Source organism: Streptosporangium sp. NPDC020072, assembly GCF_040631445.1.
Taxonomy (GTDB): Bacteria; Actinomycetota; Actinomycetes; order Streptosporangiales; family Streptosporangiaceae; genus Streptosporangium.
Window position 1 is genome coordinate 505492 of record NZ_JBEYAB010000005.1, and the last position, 18180, is coordinate 523671.

General features: G+C 69.3%; 18 protein-coding genes and 1 other RNA gene. 9 read left to right on the forward strand and 10 right to left on the reverse strand.

The genetic code is table 11. From position 1 onward, the window contains the following. Positions 1-249: 249 nt before the first annotated feature. Entirely contained in the window at positions 250-555 is a 306-nt protein-coding gene (locus tag ABZ470_RS14720; RefSeq protein WP_352016194.1) for a hypothetical protein, read from the reverse strand. A gap of 2 nt (positions 556-557) precedes the next feature. After that, the gene (locus ABZ470_RS14725; RefSeq protein WP_362911658.1) at positions 558-887 is read right to left on the reverse strand and encodes a hypothetical protein; all 330 of its coding nucleotides are present in this window, start codon (positions 885-887) and stop codon (positions 558-560) included. Positions 888-1303: 416 nt separating this feature from the next. On the opposite strand from ABZ470_RS14725, the gene ABZ470_RS14730 reads away from it, so the two are divergent. The 3 genes from ABZ470_RS14730 (at position 1304) to ABZ470_RS14740 (ending at position 3152) form a co-directional block, all read left to right on the forward strand. Beyond that, complete coding sequence (locus tag ABZ470_RS14730) at positions 1304-1771, forward strand: hypothetical protein (RefSeq protein WP_362911659.1); 468 nt, start codon at positions 1304-1306, stop codon at positions 1769-1771. Between the two features lie 202 nt (positions 1772-1973). Continuing rightward, complete coding sequence (locus tag ABZ470_RS14735) at positions 1974-2654, forward strand: FHA domain-containing protein (protein ID WP_362911660.1); 681 nt, start codon at positions 1974-1976, stop codon at positions 2652-2654. A gap of 81 nt (positions 2655-2735) precedes the next feature. Further along, positions 2736-3152, forward strand: a complete 417-nt coding sequence (locus ABZ470_RS14740; protein ID WP_362911661.1) for a hypothetical protein — start codon at positions 2736-2738, stop codon at positions 3150-3152. Positions 3153-3184: 32 nt separating this feature from the next. Here the strand turns inward: ABZ470_RS14740 and ABZ470_RS14745 are convergent, their stop codons facing one another. The 3 genes from ABZ470_RS14745 to ABZ470_RS14755 all read right to left on the reverse strand — a co-directional run bounded on the left by ABZ470_RS14745 (position 3185) and on the right by ABZ470_RS14755 (position 6358). Next, positions 3185-4525 carry a serine/threonine-protein kinase gene (locus ABZ470_RS14745; protein ID WP_362911662.1) on the reverse strand — a complete coding sequence of 447 codons (1341 nt, stop codon included), beginning with the start codon at positions 4523-4525 and terminating at the stop codon, positions 3185-3187. A 360-nt stretch (positions 4526-4885) separates the two neighbouring features. Beyond that, positions 4886-5383, reverse strand: coding sequence for a hypothetical protein (locus tag ABZ470_RS14750; protein ID WP_362911663.1), 498 nt, complete (start codon positions 5381-5383; stop codon positions 4886-4888). Between the two features lie 234 nt (positions 5384-5617). Then, the gene (locus ABZ470_RS14755) at positions 5618-6358 is read right to left on the reverse strand and encodes an XRE family transcriptional regulator (RefSeq protein ID WP_362911664.1); all 741 of its coding nucleotides are present in this window, start codon (positions 6356-6358) and stop codon (positions 5618-5620) included. A gap of 153 nt (positions 6359-6511) precedes the next feature. Between ABZ470_RS14755 and ABZ470_RS14760 the strand changes: the two genes are divergently transcribed. Continuing rightward, the gene (locus ABZ470_RS14760; protein WP_362911665.1) at positions 6512-6721 is read left to right on the forward strand and encodes a hypothetical protein; all 210 of its coding nucleotides are present in this window, start codon (positions 6512-6514) and stop codon (positions 6719-6721) included. Further along, positions 6718-6933: a hypothetical protein gene (locus ABZ470_RS14765; RefSeq protein WP_362911666.1), complete on the forward strand. Its 216-nt coding sequence runs from the start codon at positions 6718-6720 to the stop codon at positions 6931-6933. The genes ABZ470_RS14760 and ABZ470_RS14765 overlap by 4 nt, the downstream gene beginning before the upstream one ends. A gap of 70 nt (positions 6934-7003) precedes the next feature. Here the strand turns inward: ABZ470_RS14765 and rnpB are convergent. The 4 genes from rnpB to ABZ470_RS14785 all read right to left on the reverse strand — a co-directional run bounded on the left by rnpB (position 7004) and on the right by ABZ470_RS14785 (position 10319). Continuing rightward, positions 7004-7392: RNase P RNA component class A (gene rnpB / locus ABZ470_RS14770), an RNA gene on the reverse strand. A 160-nt stretch (positions 7393-7552) separates the two neighbouring features. Then, the gene (locus ABZ470_RS14775) at positions 7553-8749 is read right to left on the reverse strand and encodes a bifunctional RNase H/acid phosphatase (protein ID WP_362911667.1); all 1197 of its coding nucleotides are present in this window, start codon (positions 8747-8749) and stop codon (positions 7553-7555) included. Further along, positions 8746-9486: a C4-type zinc ribbon domain-containing protein gene (locus ABZ470_RS14780; RefSeq protein WP_352016206.1), complete on the reverse strand. Its 741-nt coding sequence runs from the start codon at positions 9484-9486 to the stop codon at positions 8746-8748. Before ABZ470_RS14780 ends, ABZ470_RS14775 begins: the two co-directional genes overlap by 4 nt. Next, positions 9483-10319, reverse strand: coding sequence for a Nif3-like dinuclear metal center hexameric protein (locus ABZ470_RS14785; protein ID WP_352016207.1), 837 nt, complete (start codon positions 10317-10319; stop codon positions 9483-9485). The genes ABZ470_RS14780 and ABZ470_RS14785 overlap by 4 nt, the downstream gene beginning before the upstream one ends. Before the next feature lie 141 nt (positions 10320-10460). Between ABZ470_RS14785 and ABZ470_RS14790 the strand changes: the two genes are divergently transcribed. The 3 genes from ABZ470_RS14790 (at position 10461) to ABZ470_RS14800 (ending at position 14101) form a co-directional block, all read left to right on the forward strand. Continuing rightward, a complete protein-coding gene (locus ABZ470_RS14790; RefSeq protein ID WP_362911668.1) occupies positions 10461-11498 on the forward strand; it encodes a membrane dipeptidase in 1038 nt (345 codons plus the stop codon). Continuing rightward, positions 11495-12586: a M20 family metallopeptidase gene (locus ABZ470_RS14795; protein ID WP_352016430.1), complete on the forward strand. Its 1092-nt coding sequence runs from the start codon at positions 11495-11497 to the stop codon at positions 12584-12586. The genes ABZ470_RS14790 and ABZ470_RS14795 overlap by 4 nt, the downstream gene beginning before the upstream one ends. A gap of 171 nt (positions 12587-12757) precedes the next feature. Next, positions 12758-14101 carry a HAMP domain-containing sensor histidine kinase gene (locus ABZ470_RS14800; protein ID WP_362911669.1) on the forward strand — a complete coding sequence of 448 codons (1344 nt, stop codon included), beginning with the start codon at positions 12758-12760 and terminating at the stop codon, positions 14099-14101. On the opposite strand, the gene ABZ470_RS14805 is transcribed toward ABZ470_RS14800, so the two are convergent. Continuing rightward, positions 14098-14982 (reverse strand): DMT family transporter, encoded by an 885-nt coding sequence (locus tag ABZ470_RS14805; RefSeq protein WP_352016432.1) that lies wholly within the window; start codon positions 14980-14982, stop codon positions 14098-14100. The genes ABZ470_RS14800 and ABZ470_RS14805 overlap by 4 nt on opposite strands. A 490-nt stretch (positions 14983-15472) precedes the next feature. On the opposite strand from ABZ470_RS14805, the gene ABZ470_RS14810 reads away from it, so the two are divergent. Continuing rightward, positions 15473-18100 carry a glycosyl hydrolase family 18 protein gene (locus ABZ470_RS14810; protein ID WP_362911670.1) on the forward strand — a complete coding sequence of 876 codons (2628 nt, stop codon included), beginning with the start codon at positions 15473-15475 and terminating at the stop codon, positions 18098-18100. The last annotated feature ends 80 nt before the right edge of the window (positions 18101-18180 follow it).

Sequence of the window (18180 nt, forward strand, 5' to 3'; positions counted from 1 at the left end):
ACGGCGAAAAACTCGATCGCCCGCCTGGCCGGGTTACGCCTACGCGTTTTCCGTCGGAACTTCAAGAAAGCGATCGCCATTCGGTGCTGCCGCCGCCCCACCTGGCGGTACGGCGGGCGGAGCGATCAACGTCTCCTGCTCGTTCCGCGCATGCTCCGGAAGAACGGGAATCCGGCACTTCACAAGGAGCCGACGTCGGGGGCGAGGCCGTACCCGCCATCGCACGTCCGCCGCGAATTCCCCGGACCGTCAATCCTCATCCGGTAGGTCGTCTTCGTCGAAGATGTTGATCAGTTCGAATTCTGGCGGATCCTCCGCCGGCCAGAAGCGGACCAACACCACCAAGCTGTCCCGAGGCCGGAACGCCCTGACGGGGAGAACGGGTTGATCATTTGCCAGATCCTCGGGCGGATGCCACCTGCTGCGCCAGGTCCCGTCGGCGATCGTTCGCAGAACCTCGCAGACAAGCTGCTGATCACCCTCCTTGGGCTTGGCCGATTCCCACCACCGCGCAAGTATTTCTTCGCTTCCCGCTTGGAGCCGGAGCTCCGCCATGGTCACTCCATGAGTCGGTTCAGCACCTCTTCGACGTCCAGCGCCTCGCCCGATCCGCGAGGACCCCTGGGGGCGTTTTCCAGCGCTTCCGCATAGGCGGGGATGCCGCGCAAATGAACGGTCGCGAGCAGATTCTTTGCGAAATCCGTCAGATGGTCAATGTTCATGGTCCGCTCAAAGGCCAGTGCCGCCCGGCAGGAACTGCGCAGAAGTTCTCTCTGTTCGGAGGGCCGAAGCACATCAATCGTCTCCATGGCCCGTTCGACCGCAGGGTCATCATGGGAAACAGAACCGGGCGGGAAGAATTCGTCTTTCATGACCCACTGCTCCATTTTCCGACTTTCTTCTGAGGTTCAAGGGAAAGCAGCGCCAACCGGCGCCTTCCGAAAAAGCGGATGGCCGGAAGAGGACAGTTTCCCCGGCAGAGTCCACCAAGACCGAAGCACGTCGACCTCATCGAACCCGCATTCGATCCCGGCAGCGGCCGACGCCGGCCGTTCCAGGCCACCCTGACGTGACGGGACGGCTCCCGGTCCCGTTTCGACCAAACTGGTTGGTCTCGTGAACCAAGCGGGACGGACGGGCGTCTCCATGATCTCCGGACCCTGCCCTGCGGACGCCCCATACCGGACCAGGCCGGAAAGGCGGACAAGAGGGATTACGATTGCGGGCGTCTCACGACACTTCCCGCTGTTTTCGGTGCTCCCACGCAACAGCGACGGAACAGGGCAGAAGCTTGGAGGCGCCCGTGACGATGCCCAGGAAGGGCTCACGGCTCATCGGCGTCGACGGCACCGCCTTCCGTTGGCGGATCCGGCACAAGCCCACCTACCACCAGGGCAACGGCTGGAGTCCCCTCACCGTCACCGTTGAGCGGGCCGCGGAGCCGGGATGTGTTCTTGTGGTGTCGCTTCCCTGCGCTCGGCCGGACAACTGGCTCGGAGAACGGACGATCGCGGTCCGCCCCGCCCTCGTCGCCGGATGCGTCCGGCGAGCCATCGAACAGGGATGGAACCCCGGGCGACCAGGCTCGGCGTTCACCCTCACCATCGCCGAGGACGAACTGGCCGCACTTCTAGGCGAACCGCCTCAGTACCTGATCCCCTTCCTGTGGGGCATGATCCCCGAAGGCGGAGGCATCGAGGACCTCCCTCGGTGCACCGAAATCCGGAGCCGGGACGAACAGCACACCAGCCGGGCACCTTCCGATCCGTAGGGAAGGGCGGACGCCTCGGGTTGCGCGACCGGCTCCAGGTGGTCATCTGTGCCTGCGAGTCGGGCCTCATCCAGCCGGGTCCCTGGCGCCGCTGACCCCACCTGCTGTTCTCGGCCCGTACGTGCTGTCGCCTCCGCTCCCGCCGACCGGGACTCCGGTGAAACCTCAGGCCGCGACCTCGGTACGGATTACGGTGGCGATTATGAAATCGATCATCGTTCAGATCGAAGGGGACGACCGGAGCTGGGAGCTGGAACCGGGGGAATCGCTCGTCTTCGGCAGGGCCGACACCTCCGACATCGTCCTCGGCGATCCGGCCGTCTCACGCCGGGCCGGGCAGCTGCGTGCCACCGGCGACCACTGGGTCCTCACGAACCTGAGCGGCCGGGTGACATACGTCGTCGAGAACCCCGAGGGGGGCGGAGAGTTCATCAAGGTCCCCCCGGGCCGGATGGACGCCCCGGTGTGCTTCGAGTTCGCCAGAATTCTGGTGCCCGGAGCTCAGGAGGCGCTGCTGGTGTTCGCGCCCTGCCAGGCCTTCACCGATCCCGACCTCGTCGAGACGGGCGCGGAGACCCTTCTGGCGTACCCGCTCGACCGTACCGCCAAGTACTTCCTGGTGCTCGTCGCCCTCTGTGAGCCGCGTCTGCTCGACCCCGCCTCCACGGTCACCCCCAGCACGCCGCAGATCCAGGAACGGCTCAAGAAGTACGGACTGAGCCGCAAGGCCATCGCCTTCCAGATCGAGTACCTGGCCTCGCGCAAGCTCCGGATCAAGGACAGCTCCGGCGAAGGGCGAGCCGACTGGCAGCGGGCCGCCCTGATCGCGACCGCCCTGCGCTACGACCTGGTCAACGCCAAGCACCTGGAACTGCTCGGGTGACCCTGGCAGCTGCCGGATAGTCCGGGCGTCCCGTCCGGGCGGATGCTGTGACAGTCACAGCGACCACCCGAAAGGAATGACATGTTCAAGATCGGTACAGTCACCGTCATGGCGGCCGTCGCACTGGCCGCGTTCAGCACCTCCGCCAGCGCCGACACCGGTCCTGCCAGGGACGGGGCCGTGCGGACCAGCAGCGTCTCGGTCCAGCAGGGGCCCTGGGCCGGCTGTCCGGTCGGCGCGGTCTGCCTCTACAAGGGGTCGACCTGGGAGAGCGGCGTCGACAAGATGTTCTGGAGCTACGGCGCGCACAACCTTTCCAACGTCTACGGTAGCCGCATCCTGTTCAACAACCAGGTCGCCGACGGGGGCCGGCCGGCGCTGGCCACGGAGTGCTACCAGTACAACGGGGGCAACTGCGTCAGCGATCCCATCGACATGTACACCTACAGGACTCGCAACTTCGACCAGATCAACTCGGTGAAGCTGTACCTGGGTTAAGCCTCGCGGGAGCTGGCCGACTGCCGTTCCGATCAGGACCCGTAGTCGGCCAAGAAGGCACGTACTCTGTCGGTGTAGGGCCTCAAGGAGGGTTTTATCCCGCCGGCTTCCCGCACTGAATCTGAGCTCGTCCGGTAGACGGCGGCGAGTTTCAGTGCGGGATCGCCGGGCACGTCGGCCACCTGGGGCCCGTACCGGCACATCAGTTCGCCCATCTTCGGGATCGCGATCTTCGGGTCGAGAGCCGCCTGCTTGGCGTCCATGCCCGGGGACAGGTACCACTGCAGGACTCGGGGGGTCCAGCGGGCGATGCCGTACTCGTCCTTCGGGGTGTCCACCAGCTTGGGGTCGAATCCGCTCTCCGCTTTCAGCATGGCGGCGATCAGTGCGGGGCTCAGGCCCTCCAGATTGCACCACGTCCCGGCCTCGACGATCAGCCCACGGTACTCGGCGGGGACGTCGGTGCCCTCCAGCTTCGGGGAGTCGGGGATGAGCAGCGCCGCCGCGACGCCGGTGCCGGCGCAGAGCCCGGCCATGCCGTACACCCACACCCGGGGCAGTCGTCGGAGCAGCCGCCGAAGACGCCACACACGTCCGGCTCCGCCACCGGCGGCAGCGGCGACCAGTGCCCGCTCGAACGCCTCCACCGAATCCCAGCGACGCTCACGTACCGGGTCGAGCGCGCGGACGACCACCTCGTCGACGGCCGCCGGCACCTCCGGCCTGAGTCGGCGCGGCGAATGCGCGTCGGGTGCCGGCACCTGGCCGGTGAGCAGGTGGAAGACGATCGCGCCGAGCGCGTGCACGTCGGTGCGCTCATCGATGGAGCCGCCGGGCTGCCGCTGCTCGGGAGCCATGTAGCCGGGTGTGCCCGCGATGGTCAGCCCGGTCGGATCGGCGGCGGCCTTGGCCAGGCCGAGATCGGCGACGAGCAGTCGCCGTCCGCCTTCCGGGGTGCCGCAGATCAGGATGTTGGCCGGTTTCAGATCCCGGTGGATCACGCCGAGCCGATGCAGATCGGCGACGCCCGCGCAGATCTGTCGCATCAGGTCGATCGCCTCGGACAGTGGAGGTGGCCCCTGATCCAGCAGGTCCTGCAAGGTTCCCTGGTCGGCGAAGGCCATCACGAAGTACGGCCGGCCGTCCGCCTCGCCGAGGTCGTACACCTGCACGACGTGCGGCGAGGCTGCCTGGCGCAGCAGGCGCGCTTCTTGCAGGAAACGTTCCCGGACGCCCGGACGCCGCGCCCAGTGCTCGGCGAGCACCTTGATCGCGACCGGCGCGGCCAACTGATCATCGTATGCTCGCCAGACCGAAGCGAAAGCCCCAGTACCTACTAGGTCACTCGCCCGGTATCTGCTGAAGGCAATCACGACCGACTATTACCGGAGAGCCGGAGAGCAACGCAAGAACCATTTCTGCCTTTGTGTACTTTTCGCTACGCTTCTCCGCCTGTCCCCCTAGCAAGGCAATTACCGCCATTCTCGCAATTGAGGGCATTTCAGAATTAGTCGCTTGAACCGGACATCGGCTGCTGATCAGTGCGGGCGAATCCACGGGCCAGGTTCGACACGCTGGGCACCGATTTCGCCGAGGAACGCCCCGAGTCGGTCGAGACGCTGACCTACCGCGACATGACCACCGGCCCGGACGGCCTGCCGGTCGATTACCAAGGACACGCCGTGCATCGTCGCGGCCGTGGACGCCGTACAGGCCGCGCTGGGGCACAGCGGTCAGTAGCCGCGGCTCTCGGCCTTCCTGCGGATCTTCGCGCTGCCGTACTCTCCACGTTCCAGACAGCACGGGCACGGGAACCTGCCGTGGGCGTTGGGCATGTACCGCCAGCCGGTGACCCGGTTGACCCCGCGTACCTGGTGAATTTCCTTGGCGCCGATCGCGCGGGGAACGAACACCTCATACCCCCGGGCGTCCTCGCATCCGGCGATCAGGGCGGCGGCCTCGGCGCCGGTGCGTTCGACGTGCCGGTGGTCGTAGCGGCCGACCAGGACCGGTTCGTCGTCGGGCAGCCGGAAGTCCACGGCGACCATCGTGCGCCGCCCGCCGCGGCGGTGCAGTTCCCGGCCCCACTGGTGGGTGAGCTGGTAGGAGGGCATGACCGGCAGGCAGAACACCCCGGCCCGGCCGTCGTGGTCGCGGCTGCGGGCGCGAATACCGGCCCGCCGGATCGAACGGATGTCATCGGCTGGGGAAAGGTGCGTGAACAGGGTCATCGAGCGCACCTTATGGACACCGGCCAGGCCCGGCCAACCGGTTTTCCTACCCGATGTACGGCCCGGCGCCGTCGAGGAGGTGAGCGAGCCGCAGCCGCATCGACCGGTCCGTGATCAGGAAGCCGATCTCCCCACGCGGCAGGGACTCCCCCAGGCCCAGTTTCCGTTGCCGGTACGGCGGGGCATCAGGATGTCGCCCACGCCGTTGACGACTGGGGACGGGGCCGTCATGGGTCACGATCCTACGGGGGTGGCTCCGGCCCAGACGGCTTCGAAGCTGTCGGTATAGGTCGAGACCATGTCCCCGCCCGCTACCTTGCGCAGGTGCATGACCGGGGCGTCGGTGGCGAACTTGCCGTAGACATGGGTGTTGACGAGAAGCTGATCGTCCCCGCGGTAGATGGAGTTGTACAGGATGGTGTGATGCAACCGGATCTCGATGCCCTCGACCTGCTGTAACGGCCGGTAGAGCGTCAGGGCCATCCGGGTCTGCGCGGCCATGCCGTCACCGAGGCCTTCGTCCGCGCCATGCGGGGCGGCTTCGAGCGCGTCCGGGTTGCCCAGCAGGATGCGGACACGCACACCGGCCTCGGCCTTCTTGGCGAAGGTGCGCATGATGCCGGTGTCCTGGGCGATGAAGATCCCGCTGTAGACCAGTACGCCGATCTCCCTCTGGGCCGCGGAGAACAGGCGTTCCCAGGTCTCCTTTGGTACGGCCCAGCGGTGCGGGTAGACGGTGACGAGTTCGCTTCCGGAGACCGCGGCGGCCTGTTTGGGAGTCAGCGCGTCCGGCCACAGATAGGCCTCCTCGACCCCGAGGAGTTTGGCGAGCGCGAATCTGTGCTTTCGGTACGGTACACGGCCCTGGGTGATCCATCGTTCCACGGTCTTGGCGTCGACCTCGATGGCCTCGGCCACCTCCACGATGGTGGTTCCCCGTTCGAGTAACGCCGTGCGCAACCGCTCGTTCGCCATCTCACCTGCCTGTCAGCGGGGACGTCCAGGGACGGGGCAATCGTAGACCGGACGTCCTGTACATGTCCCGTCCTGTAGTGATCACGTCCTCCCTCCTCGTCGCACCCTCGATACCGCACGGCAGCACCGGTGGCGACGAGAGGAGAGACAACAGTGATCAACCACATCCGGCCGATCGACGAGACGCCCGCCTGCGGATGCGGCGCGGTTCTGGAGGAGGGACGGTTCGTCTGCCGTAAGTGCCTGGCGCGGGAGCGGTGGACCCGCCGTCAGACGGACCGGCGCAGGACGGCCGACCGGCGGCGCGGTCAGGTGCGGCGCACCCGTACGGCACCGCCGAGGCGGGGGGTGATCTGGACGTGACCGCGACCATGATCCCGCTGATCATCGGCCTGGTACTGAGCGCGGCGGTGTTCGTCGGCTACGTCGTCGTCCTGGTCGGCATGCGCCAGGAAGACCGGCGCATGCGACTCGGCGAGGCGCCTCCGAGCCGGGCGGCGGCCCTGGCCCGCCGGGTCACCGGCTGCCACGTGCGCGGGCGAGCGCGCTGTTTCCCCTCGTCCTGGTCACGGTGAGCCTCGACCCGAGAAGCATCGAGCACCGCCTGAGCCAGGCGGCTTCACCGCAGGTCAGAGGCAGAGAAGGCGGACGAGTCGGCCTGTAGGCCGGGTTTTGTCCTTCACTGGGTGAAGGGGCGACCATCCATCTAGGACCGGCGTTGCCGTCGGCCTCAAGCGGTCTACCCGCGCGGCTCGGGCGGGCAGCCCTCAGACGTCGCGCGCGGAACGCTCCGGAGAGCGTCCCTTCTTGACCTTGCTCCGGGTGGGGTTTACCTAGCCGCCCACGTCACCGTGGGCGCTGGTGGTCTCTTACACCACCGTTTCACCCTTACCCCCGCGAAGGGGGCGGTTTGTTTTCTGTGGCACTGTCCCGCGGGTCACCCCGGGTCGGCGTTACCGACCACCCTGCCCTGTGGAGCCCGGACCTTCCTCGGCGGGTCCTCACAGACCCGACGCGGCCGCCCGGCCGGCTCGTCCGCCGTACTTCAAAGCCTATCGGTGTCCCGGAGCCCATCGTTCCCAAGTGGTCTCCAACCGGGCGACAAGTGGGAGCGGGTGAGATGTGACCAGGCAACCGGGCGACCGGAGGCCGCCGACGGGGCCGCCCGGCCGTACCGCCCGGGGAGGGGCGTGGTCAGCGCAGGTGCGAGGTGTCGTTGAACGCCTTCACCACGGCGGGCCCGTCGGCGTAGTACTCGATCAGGGACAGTGCGGCCAGGTCGAGGTGCATGCGGTACAGCGCGGCGAGGGGAGCGAGCAGCGCGGACCGTACCAGCATCTTGATCGGCGTGACGTGGGAGACGGCCAGGACCGTCCTTCCCTCGTAGCGTTCGACCAGCCGGTCCCCGATCACCTGGACCCGCCGCGCCGCATCCCCAAAACTCTCCCCACCCGGCGGCGCGGCGGACGGGTCCGCCAGCCATGTGGCCAGTTCGTCCGGCCAGTGCCGCTGGATCTCGGTGAACGTGTGGCCCTCCCAGGCGCCGAAGTCGGTCTCCCTGAGGTCGGGTTCGACGACGACGTCGAGGCCGAGCCTGGCGGCCACGGCCTCGGCGGTGACGAGAGCTCGCCTGAGCGGGGAGCTGACGACCACCTGCACGTCGTACGGCTCCCGCGTCAGCCTGGCCGCGGCGGCCTCCGCCTGGGCGAGGCCGTTCGGGGTGAGCTCGGGGTCGCCGAGTCCGGAGAACCTGCGTTCGACGGACATGGGGGTCTCACCGTGCCTGAGCAGCAGCAGCGTGGTCGCCGTGGTGGTAGGCGGACGCCAGCCGGTGCCCACGGTCGCGGGGGTGGTCGGTACGGCCACCGCCTCCACGACCGGGGCTGGGGCAGGGTCGGCGGTGTCGAAGAGGGAGCCCTGTGCCGAGGAGGAGGCGGAGGAGGCGGCGGGGGCCGAGACGGACGAGCGCCAGGGGACCCCCTTGGCGGCGGCGTCCATGGCCTCGTTGGCGAGGCGGTCGGCGTCCTTGTTCCTCTCCCGGGGAATCCACCGCCAGGTGACCCTGAGGCGGCGGGCCAGGGAGGCGGCCTCCGTCGCGAGGGGACGCAGCCCCTCGTTCTTGATCTTCCAGCGGCCCGCCATCTGCTCGATGACCAGCTTGGAGTCCATCCGCACCTCGACGGAGGCGCCGTCGCCCGCGAGGTCGAGCAGCGCCTTCAGCCCCGCGATCAGCCCGCGGTACTCGGCGACGTTGTTGGTCTGGGTGCCGATGGGGTCGGCGACCTCGACCAGGATCTGGCCGTCGGCGGCGTCCTTGACGACGGCGCCGTAGCCCGCCGGTCCCGGGTTACCCCGCGACCCGCCGTCCGCCTCGACGACGAAAGAGGTCACAGGCCCGACTCCGGGGTACGGACGAGGATCCTGCGGCACTCCTCACAGCGGACGACCTCGTCGTGGGAGGTGGCCTTGATCCGGTTGATCTCGGCGATGGACAGGCTGGTGCGGCAGCCGAGGCAGCGGGTGCCCTGCAGCATCGCGGCGCCGATCCCGAACTGCTCGCGGAGCTTGTCGTAGAGGGCGAGCAGGTCGGCCGGGATGTCGGAGGCGACCGCGGTGCGCTTGCCCCTGACCTCCGCGGCCTCCTTGTCGATCTCGGCGAAGGCCGCGTCCCTGCGGTCCTGGGCGCCGTCGCGTGCGGCGGCGAGCTCGTCGCGCTCGGCGGAGAGCTTCGTGACCTGGGCGTCGGCCGCCTCGCGGCGCTCCATGATCTCCAGGACGACCTCCTCAAGGTCGCTCTGGCGGCGGTGCAGGGAGGCGATCTCGGACTGGAGGCTGGCCAGGTCCTTCGGCGAGGAGACCTGGCCCGAGTCGAGGCGCTTCTGGTCGCGTTCCGCGCGGACCCGGACGGCGTCGACGTCGGTCTCGGCCTTCGACTGCTCACGGGCCAGGTCGCCCGCCTCGGTCTCGGCGGCGATCACCTGGGTGGCGAGCCTGGCCACCCGGGTGGACAGCTCGTCGATCTCGGCCAGTTCCGGCAGGGTACGGCGGCGATGGGCCAGCCGGTCGACGACGGAGTCGAGTTCGGCCAGGTCGAGCAGGCGCTTCTGGGCTGCCGGGGCTGCTTTCACTTCAATTCCTCGCACTCTGCTGTTGTCTTCCAGGCGTCCGTGACCGTCTCGGAGACGCGCGTCTCAACAGTAATCCCCCGCGCGGCCAAGGCTGACGTCAGACGGTGCGCCGCGTCGGTCAGCCAGGGCCACTCGGTGGCCCAGTGGGCGGCGTCGATCAGGGCGGGTCCTCCGGGTTCCTCGACGAACTCGCTGGCCGGGTGGTGGCGCAGGTCCGCGGTGAGGAACACGTCGACTCCGGCGGCGCGGGCCGTACCGAGCAGGGAGTCGCCCGATCCTCCGCTGACCGCGACGCGGCTGATCTCCCGGTCGAGGTCTCCCGCGACCCGCAGCCCGCCCGCCGTACCGGGGAGACCTTCGGCGGCCCTCCTGGCGAACTCCCGCAGGGAGAGGGGGGCGGGCAGCGTGCCGACGCGGCCGAGGCCGCGCCTTGGGTCGCCCGCCGAGGGCAGCAGGGGGGTGAGCGGCCCGGTCAGCCCGACGGCGCGGGCCAGGGCGTCGGAGACGCCGGGATCGGCCACGTCGGCGTTGGTGTGGGCGGTGAAGAGGGCGACGTCGTTCTTGATCAGCGTGTGGACCAGACGGCCCTTGTAGGTCGTGGCGGCGACGCCGGTGACCCCTCTCAGGTAGAGGGGGTGGTGGGTGACGATCAGGTCCGCGCCCCACTCGACGGCCTCCGCGGCGACGGCCGCCGTCGGGTCGACCGCGAACAGGATTCTGCGCACCTCCGCGGCCGGGTCCCCGCAGACGAGGCCGACGGCGTCCCACGACTCCGCCCAGGCTGGGTCATAGATCGATTCGAGCTCTCCGACCGTGTCGGCAAGGGTAGGCACGTGCGCAGACTACCGGCCCGCCCGCCACCGGTGATCCACACCGGCCTCCGCGTACGGCTCTCGCGGGACAGCGGACCGGTGCCGCCGATAGCGTCGGGCGGACAAGATCCCTGTGAGGCCCCGCGAGGAAGGACCCCGCCCTTGTCCGCCGATCTCCACCGTGACTCCGTGGTCGCCGACACCCACAACGACCTGCTGATGGCGGTCACCGCGCGGCCGCCCCACCGATGGGCCTCCTTCTTCCGCGACCGATGGCTGCCCCAACTCCACGAAGGCGGCGTGAACATCCAGGTCCTGCCCGTCTTCATCGACGACCGCCACCGCCCCGAAGGCGCCCTGCGCGAAACCCTCCGCATGATCGAATGCGCCCACACCCTCGCCGAGGGCAACCCCGACCACGTCCGCCTCTGCCTCACCGGACAACACATCGACCACACCCTCGCCGAAAACAAGATCGCCCTCGTCCTCGCCCTCGAAAGCGCCCCCGGCCTCGACACCAACACCGAACTCCTGCCCACCCTGCACCGCCTCGGCGTCCGCATCGCCTCCATCGCCCACTGGGGCCGCACCCCCCTGGCCGACGGCAGCGGCGAAGACGCCACCGCCGGCCGCCTCACCACCGCCGGCATCGAAACCCTCCACGAGATGGAACGCCTCGGCATCCTCTTCGACGTCTCCCACCTCAGCGCCACCGGCCTCTCCCACGTCCTGGAACTGGCCACCCGGCCCCTCATCGCCACCCACTCCAGCGCCCGCGCCCTGCGCGACCACCACCGCAACCTCACCGACGACCAACTCCGCGCCATCGCCGCCACCGGCGGCGTCATCTGCGTCAACTTCTTCGCCCCCTTCCTCGCCGACACCCCCGAACACCACACCCTCGACCGCCTCATCGACCACATCGCCCACATCGCCGCCATCGCCGGCATCGACCACGTCGGCCTCGGCCCCGACTTCGTCCGCGAAGTCATCCACGACACCACCCCACCCTGCTGCGAGGACACCGCCCCCGACGGACTCGACGCCACAGCCGCCATCCCCGGCCTGGCCGGACCCTCCGGTTTGCCTCTGGTGACAGAAACCCTGCTCAAACATGGATTCTCGGACGAAGAGATCGTCAAGATCCTCGGCGACAATGTCCTGCGGTTGTTCCGCTCCGAACTGGGAAGGCCCGCATGAACCTCGATCTGATGCTCGACGACCTGGAGGAACTCGTCGTCTGTGAATCCTTCTCCGCCGACCACGAGGCGCTGGCCCGCAGTGCCGCCGTGGTCGCGGACCAGGGGTTCAGAAGGCTCGGCGCGCGCCCCGAGACGATCGTGATCGGCGGTGTCCCCCACCTGCGCTGGACCTTCGGCACGCCCAGGGTCCTGCTGGTCGGCCACCACGACACCGTCTGGCCGATCGGCACGCTGCGTGAGCACCCGTGGTCGCTCGACGACGGGATCGCCCGGGGTCCCGGTGTCTTCGACATGAAGGCCGGGCTGGTGCAGACCTTCCACGCCCTGGCCTCCCTGCCCTCGCCCGAGGGGGTGTGCGTGCTGGTGACCGGGGACGAGGAGGTCGGTTCGCAGACCTCGCGCGAGCTGATCGAGGAGTCGGCGCGCGGGTGCGCCGCGACCTTCGTCCTTGAGGCGAGCGCGGACGGCGGCGCGCTCAAGACCGCGCGCAAGGGCACCTCCGACTACCGGATCACCGTGCACGGCAGGGCCGCCCACGCGGGTCTCGAACCGGAGAAGGGGGTCAACGCCGGGATCGAGCTGGCCCACCAGATCCTGGCGCTCAGCACGATGGGCGAGGGGCCGACGACGGTGACCCCGACCGTGCTGTCCGGCGGGACCACGGTCAACACGGTGCCCGCGACCGCGGGGGTCTCCGTGGACGTGCGGGTGCCGAGCGTCGCCGAGCAGGACCGGATCGACCGGCTGGTCCGTGAGCTGCTCCCCCGGGTTCCCGGGGCGCGGATCGAGGTGAGCGGGGGGCCGAACCGTCCTCCGCTTGAGGAGACGTCCTCGGCGCGGCTGTTCGAGCTGGCCTGCGCGATCGCCGCGGATCTCGGCATGGAGCCGCTGCGCGGGGCCGCGGTCGGCGGCGCCTCGGACGGCAACTTCACCGCCGGGGTCGGCTGCCCGACGCTCGACGGGCTCGGCGCGGTCGGCGGCGGCGCGCACGCGCCGCACGAGCACGTGATCGTCGGGGAGATGCCCGCGCGGACGAGGCTGCTGGCCGGGCTGATCACTTCCGTGCTGAAGAACGAGACCGTCTGACGGGCCCGCGACCCCCGGGCCGCCGTGCCGGGCCGTCCCCCACGGCCCTCCGCGCGGACCAACACTCCGCAATGGAAGGGGTTCGGAACTTTGCCCCTCCTTGGCCATGAATGGCCAGGAAATGGCAATTAGTCCGCCTAGGAAGATCGTCGGACCTCGGGGGAAGCTGGCGTGGTCACCAAGGGCGCCTGGTCGGTGCGGACCCGGTTGACGCTGATCGCCGTCACCGTGGCCGCCCTGTCCGGCCTCACCCTCGCCCTGGTCGCCACCTTCTCCCTGTACGGCCTGGCGGGCAGTTTCCGGGCCCAGGAGATCGCCAACGCCGCCCTGGAGACCATCAACCTGACCGTCCGGGAGCAGTTACCCGCCGGGCTGCCCCAGGGGACCCTGGACGGCGTCCAGGTGCTCGACCCGTCGGGCCAGGTCCTGTCCTCGACGCCCAACCTGCACGGAAAGCCGCGGATGGCGGACTTCGTCCCCCCGCCGGGAGAGGTCAGCGCGGACAGGCAGGTGTGCGACAGCCCCGAGTTCCCCGGCAGGTGCATGGTCGTCGTGGCCTTCCGGGTCCACCAGGCGGGCGGCGACTGGATCATCTACGCCGCCGACGACGTCGTTCCCTGGTACGTCCATCCCGGCCTGTTCGCCGGCATCGTCGGCGTCAGCGTGACGCTGGTGCTGCTGGCCGGGGTCGGCGCCTACCAGACGGTCAACAGGGCGCTGGCCCCGGTGGACTCGATCAGAGGCGAACTGGCGGAGATCACCGCGACCGACCTCGGCCGCCGGGTGCCCGTCCCGTCCGACTCGGGGGAGATCAAACAGCTGGCCATCACGATCAACCAGACGCTCGACCGGCTTGAGGCGGCGGCCGAGCAGCAGCGCAGGTTCGCCTCGGACGCCTCGCACGACCTGCGCAGCCCGCTGACCGCGATGCGGGCGCAGGTGGAGGAGGCGCTGCACTACCCGGAGGACACCGACTGGAAGGCCAAGGCCGGGGAGATGCTCGCCAGCCTGGACCGGCTCCAGGCCATCGTCTCCGACCTGCTGATGCTGGCCAGGCTCGACTCCGGCGCGCCCATGGCCCGCCAGCCGGTCGACCTGGGCGAGCTGTGCCGGGAGGAGATGACCCGCCGCAGACGCGGTGTCGAGATGAACTGCCGCGCGGAGCCCGGCGTCGTGGTGCAGGGCAGCCGCCTGCGGCTGGTGCGGCTGCTGACGAACCTGCTGGACAACGCGGAACGGCACGCGACCTCGCGGGTCACGGTGACCGTGGCCGCCCGGGGGGACACGGCCGTGCTCGAGGTGCTCGACGACGGCGCGGGGATCGCCCGTGACCAGTGGGAGGTGGTCTTCCGCCGCTTCGCCCGGCTCGACGCCTCACGTAACAGGGACGCCGGGGGCACCGGGCTGGGGCTGCCCATCGCCAGGGAGGTCGCCGAGGCGCACGGCGGAACCCTGGTGATCGAGGAGAGCGAGCGGGGTGCCCGGTTCGTCCTGCGCCTTCCCCTCAGCCGTTAACGGGCCCGGCGGGGCACCAGGACCAGGAGCATGGCCAGGGCGATCAGGCCGCCGCCGACCAGGACGGTCCAGGTGAGGCGTTCGCCGTACAGGGTGATGGCCAGGGCGGTGACCCAGAGGGGCTGGGCGGACAGGATCACCGCGGCGGGGGCGGCGGGCACGTGGGCCTGGCCGAAGGAGCGCGCCAGGAACCCCAGGGCGCAGGCCACGACCGACAGGTGGGCCATGGCGGCCCAGTCGGCGGCGGTCCGGGGCAGGGTGAGGCCGTCGGGCACGGCCAGCACCCCGGTCATGAGCGCGATGACGCCGAGCTGGATCACCGCGAGGGCGTAGGCGTCGCGTCCGGCGCCCTCGAAGTCGCCGAGCACGAGGGTGTGTCCCGCGTACAGCACGGCCGACAGCAGCGTGACGGCCAGGGCGAGCAGCGGTACCGACCCGCCCTCCGCCCCCCTGAGCAGGGTGAAGATCGTCATCGCGGCGGTGGCCAGCGCGACCGCGACCCAGGTGCGGAAGGGGACCTCCGCGCCGAGCAGGATCAGCCCGAGGACCGGGGTGATCACCACGTAGGAGCCGACGGTGAACCCGGAGACCGACGAGGGCAGGTCGTGCAGCGCGATCGCCTGCGCCGTCTGGCCCACGCCGAACATCAGGCCGAGCAGGACGCCGGTCAGCCAGGTCTTCTCCGGCAGGCCGCGCAGGCAGCGTGGCCGCAGGGCGAGCAGGGCGATCGCGGCGACGGCGTAGCGCTCGGTGAGCAGGTCCGCGACGGGTACGCGGGCCATGAGGTCCTTCATCAGCGGGAAGGCCGACCCCCAGGCGGCGCTGACGAACAACAGAAGCACGGCTCCCATGAGGGGGCGGGGAGCGGAGACCGCTGCCATGCCAGCAGCATTCCATTACGCCCAGCTACCGGAGGGACGCGTAGTCCGTGGTGGAGTGGCCCGAATACCACGTTGAGTGAATGACCTCACCCCGGAGTAAGGGTCCTGTCACCCCTCAACCCCCGACCGCCCCTCGGCCGCCCCTCGGCGCGGAGAACGTTGAACGCGGCCCGTCCGGTCACGGGGGTACCGAGCCGGAGGGCCGCCGGAGTCGCCGGGGGTTTCCCGGAACGCGAATCCACTGGACACGGGCACGGGCCGTCCCGGCGCACCGCACGGGTCCGGGGTCGTTGGACGGCGCGGTCACGGGGGACAGGCCGTGGCCCGTCGTGGCCCAGCAGAGCCACCCCCAACTAACTATCAGGAAACTTTCTTAAAAGAAAGCATTGACGGACCTGGTGGGAGCGCATAGTTTCCAAAATCAACAACCCGTGGGGGGCCTCGGGGTTGGGGTAACTGCTGTGTTTCCTCATTCGGAGGTAGCTCTCCCATGTCCTCACGCTTACGCGCGGGCCTCGCGGCGGCCGGTGCGTCGTTCGCCCTGATCGCCTGCGCGCTCGCAGGCACGGCCACCGCCGCGGCCGACGACACGTCGTGCCGCCCCGACGGTCTCTACACCACCCCGGGCCTCGACGTGCCCTACTGCCAGGTCTACGACGAGTCGGGCCGGGAGAAGATGGGCGCGGACCACCCGCGCCGCATCATCGGCTACTTCACGAGCTGGCGGACCGGCAAGAACGGCCAGCCGTCCTACCTGGCCAAGAACATCCCCTGGGACAAGGTCACCCACATCAACTACGCGTTCGCGCACGTTGGCGCGGACAACAAGATCTCGGTCGGCGGCGACGGGGCCGACAACCCCTCCACCGGCATGGAGTGGCCGGGGATCGACACCATGGACCCGGCGCTGCCCTACAAGGGGCACTTCAACCTGCTGAACAAGTACAAGAAGGCCAACCCGAACGTCAAAACGCTGATCAGCGTCGGCGGCTGGGCGGAGACCGGCGGGTACATCGACGACACGGGCGAGCGCAAGCCGTCGGGTGGCTTCTACACGATGACCACCAACGCCGACGGCTCGGCCAACACGGCCGGGATCAACGCCTTCGCCGACTCCTCGGTCGCCTTCATCAGGAAGTACGGCTTCAACGGCGTCGACATCGACTACGAGTACCCGACGTCGATGAAGGACGCGGGCAACCCGCTCGACTGGCAGGTCGGCAACGCCCGCCGCGCCTCGCTGATGAAGAACTACGCGGTGCTGATGAAGACGCTGCGTGACAAGCTCAACGCGGCCTCGGCCGCCGACGGCAAGTACTACCTGCTCTCGGTCGCCGCGCCCTCCTCCGGCTACCTGCTGCGCGGCATGGAGACCTTCCAGGTCACCCAGTACCTGGACTACGTCAACATCATGTCCTACGACCTGCACGGCGCCTGGAACGAGTTCGTCGGCCCGAACGCGGCCCTCTACGACGACGGCAAGGACGCCGAGCTGGCCAAGTGGAACGTCTACAACACCGAGGCGTACGGCGGCATCGGCTACCTCAACACCGACTGGGCCTACCACTACTTCCGCGGTGCGATGCAGGCGGGCCGGATCAACATCGGCGTGCCGTACTACACCCGGGGATGGCGCAACGTCACCGGCGGCACCAACGGCCTGTGGGGCATCTCCAAGAGCACCAGCGGCTGCCCGATCGGCCTGACCACCTGTGGTGACGGCGCGCGCGGCATCGACAACCTCTGGCACGACCTGGAGAACAACAGCGAGGTCGGCGGCGGCGGCAACCCGCTCTGGCACGCCAAGAACCTGCTGGACGGCCGCGCCGGATCGTACGGCCCCGCCTACGGTCTCGACCCCAACAAGGCCGACGACAAGCTGACCGGCACCTACACCCGCAACTACAACCCGACCCTGGTCGCGCCCTGGCTGTGGAACGACAGCAAGAAGGTCTTCCTGTCCATGGAGGACGACCAGTCCATCGGCGTCAAGGCCAACTACGTCAAGGACAAGGGCATCGGCGGCCTGATGATCTGGGAGCTGGCCGGCGACTACGCCTGGGACTCCGCCAAGAGCGAGTGGTTCATGGGCAACACGCTCACCAGCCAGGTCTACGACGCCTTCAAGACGGCCACGCCGTACGGCGCGACCCGGGCGAAGGTCAGCATCCCCAACGAGAAGCTCGACGTGAGCGTGGACATCAGCGGGTTCCCCTCCGGTGACAGCAACTACCCGATCACCGGCAAGCTGAAGGTCACCAACAACTCCAAGACCACGATCCCCGGCGGCGCCGAGTTCCAGTGGGACTACGCCAGCTCCGCTCCGAAGACGGCCAAGGACCAGTCCGGCTACGGCCTGACCGTGATCAGCAGCGAACACGGCGGCGGCAACAACATCGGCGGCCTGAAGGGCGACTTCAACCGGATCTCCTTCAAGCTGAAGGCCAACGAGTCGCTGGCGCCCGGCGCGTCGCTGAGCATGGACTACGTCTACTACCTTCCCGCCCCGGCCCCGGCCAACTTCACCGTGAGCTTCGGCGGCAAGACCTACGGCCTGACCGGTGACTACGCCCGCGGCGGCGTGGTGGTCAACCCGACGCCGACGCCGACCGGCAGCGGCGGCCCCGGCGGCGACTGCTCGGCTCCCCCGTGGTCGGCCGGTGAGGTCTACAACGGCGGCGCCAAGGTCTCGCACAAGGGTCACCTGTGGCAGGCCAAGTGGTGGACCCAGAACAACGAGCCGGGCACCAACTCCGTCTGGACCGACCTCGGCGTCTGCGCGACCCCCACTCCGACCGTGACGCCCACCGTCACCCCGACCGTGACGCCCACGGTGACGCCCACCGTCACCCCGACGGTGACGCCCACGGTGACCCCGACGGTCACCCCGACCGTGACGCCCACCGTCACCCCGACCGTGACGCCCACCGTGACGCCCACTGTCACCCCGACGGTCACCCCGACCGGGAACTACCCGGCCTGGAAGGCGGGGACGTCCTACTCCTCCGGCACCCGGGTCACCTTCTCGGGCGTCAACTACGAGTGCCGCCAGGCGCACACCTCCGCCGTGGGATGGGAGCCCACGAACGTGCCCGCGCTCTGGCAGCGCCTGAACTAGCCACCTCTCCCATCGGCGCCCGGCGATCCATTCCTGCCACGGATCGCCGGGCGCCCCCGTCTTTTCCGCCGCCTGCGGCT

Bases quoted from the DNA above. Each gene is read 5' to 3' on its own strand.
- ABZ470_RS14720 (WP_352016194.1), bottom strand. From the start codon at position 555: ATGGCGGAGCTCCGGCTCCAAGCGGGAAGCGAAGAAATACTTGCGCGG.
- ABZ470_RS14725 (WP_362911658.1), bottom strand. From the start codon at position 887: ATGGAGCAGTGGGTCATGAAAGACGAATTCTTCCCGCCCGGTTCTGTT.
- ABZ470_RS14735 (WP_362911660.1), top strand. From the start codon at position 1,974: ATGAAATCGATCATCGTTCAGATCGAAGGGGACGACCGGAGCTGGGAG.
- ABZ470_RS14740 (WP_362911661.1), top strand. From the start codon at position 2,736: ATGTTCAAGATCGGTACAGTCACCGTCATGGCGGCCGTCGCACTGGCC.
- ABZ470_RS14750 (WP_362911663.1), bottom strand. From the start codon at position 5,383: ATGACCCTGTTCACGCACCTTTCCCCAGCCGATGACATCCGTTCGATC.
- ABZ470_RS14755 (WP_362911664.1), bottom strand. From the start codon at position 6,358: ATGGCGAACGAGCGGTTGCGCACGGCGTTACTCGAACGGGGAACCACC.
- ABZ470_RS14795 (WP_352016430.1), top strand. From the start codon at position 11,495: ATGAACCTCGATCTGATGCTCGACGACCTGGAGGAACTCGTCGTCTGT.
- ABZ470_RS14805 (WP_352016432.1), bottom strand. From the start codon at position 14,982: ATGGCAGCGGTCTCCGCTCCCCGCCCCCTCATGGGAGCCGTGCTTCTG.
- ABZ470_RS14810 (WP_362911670.1), top strand. From the start codon at position 15,473: ATGTCCTCACGCTTACGCGCGGGCCTCGCGGCGGCCGGTGCGTCGTTC.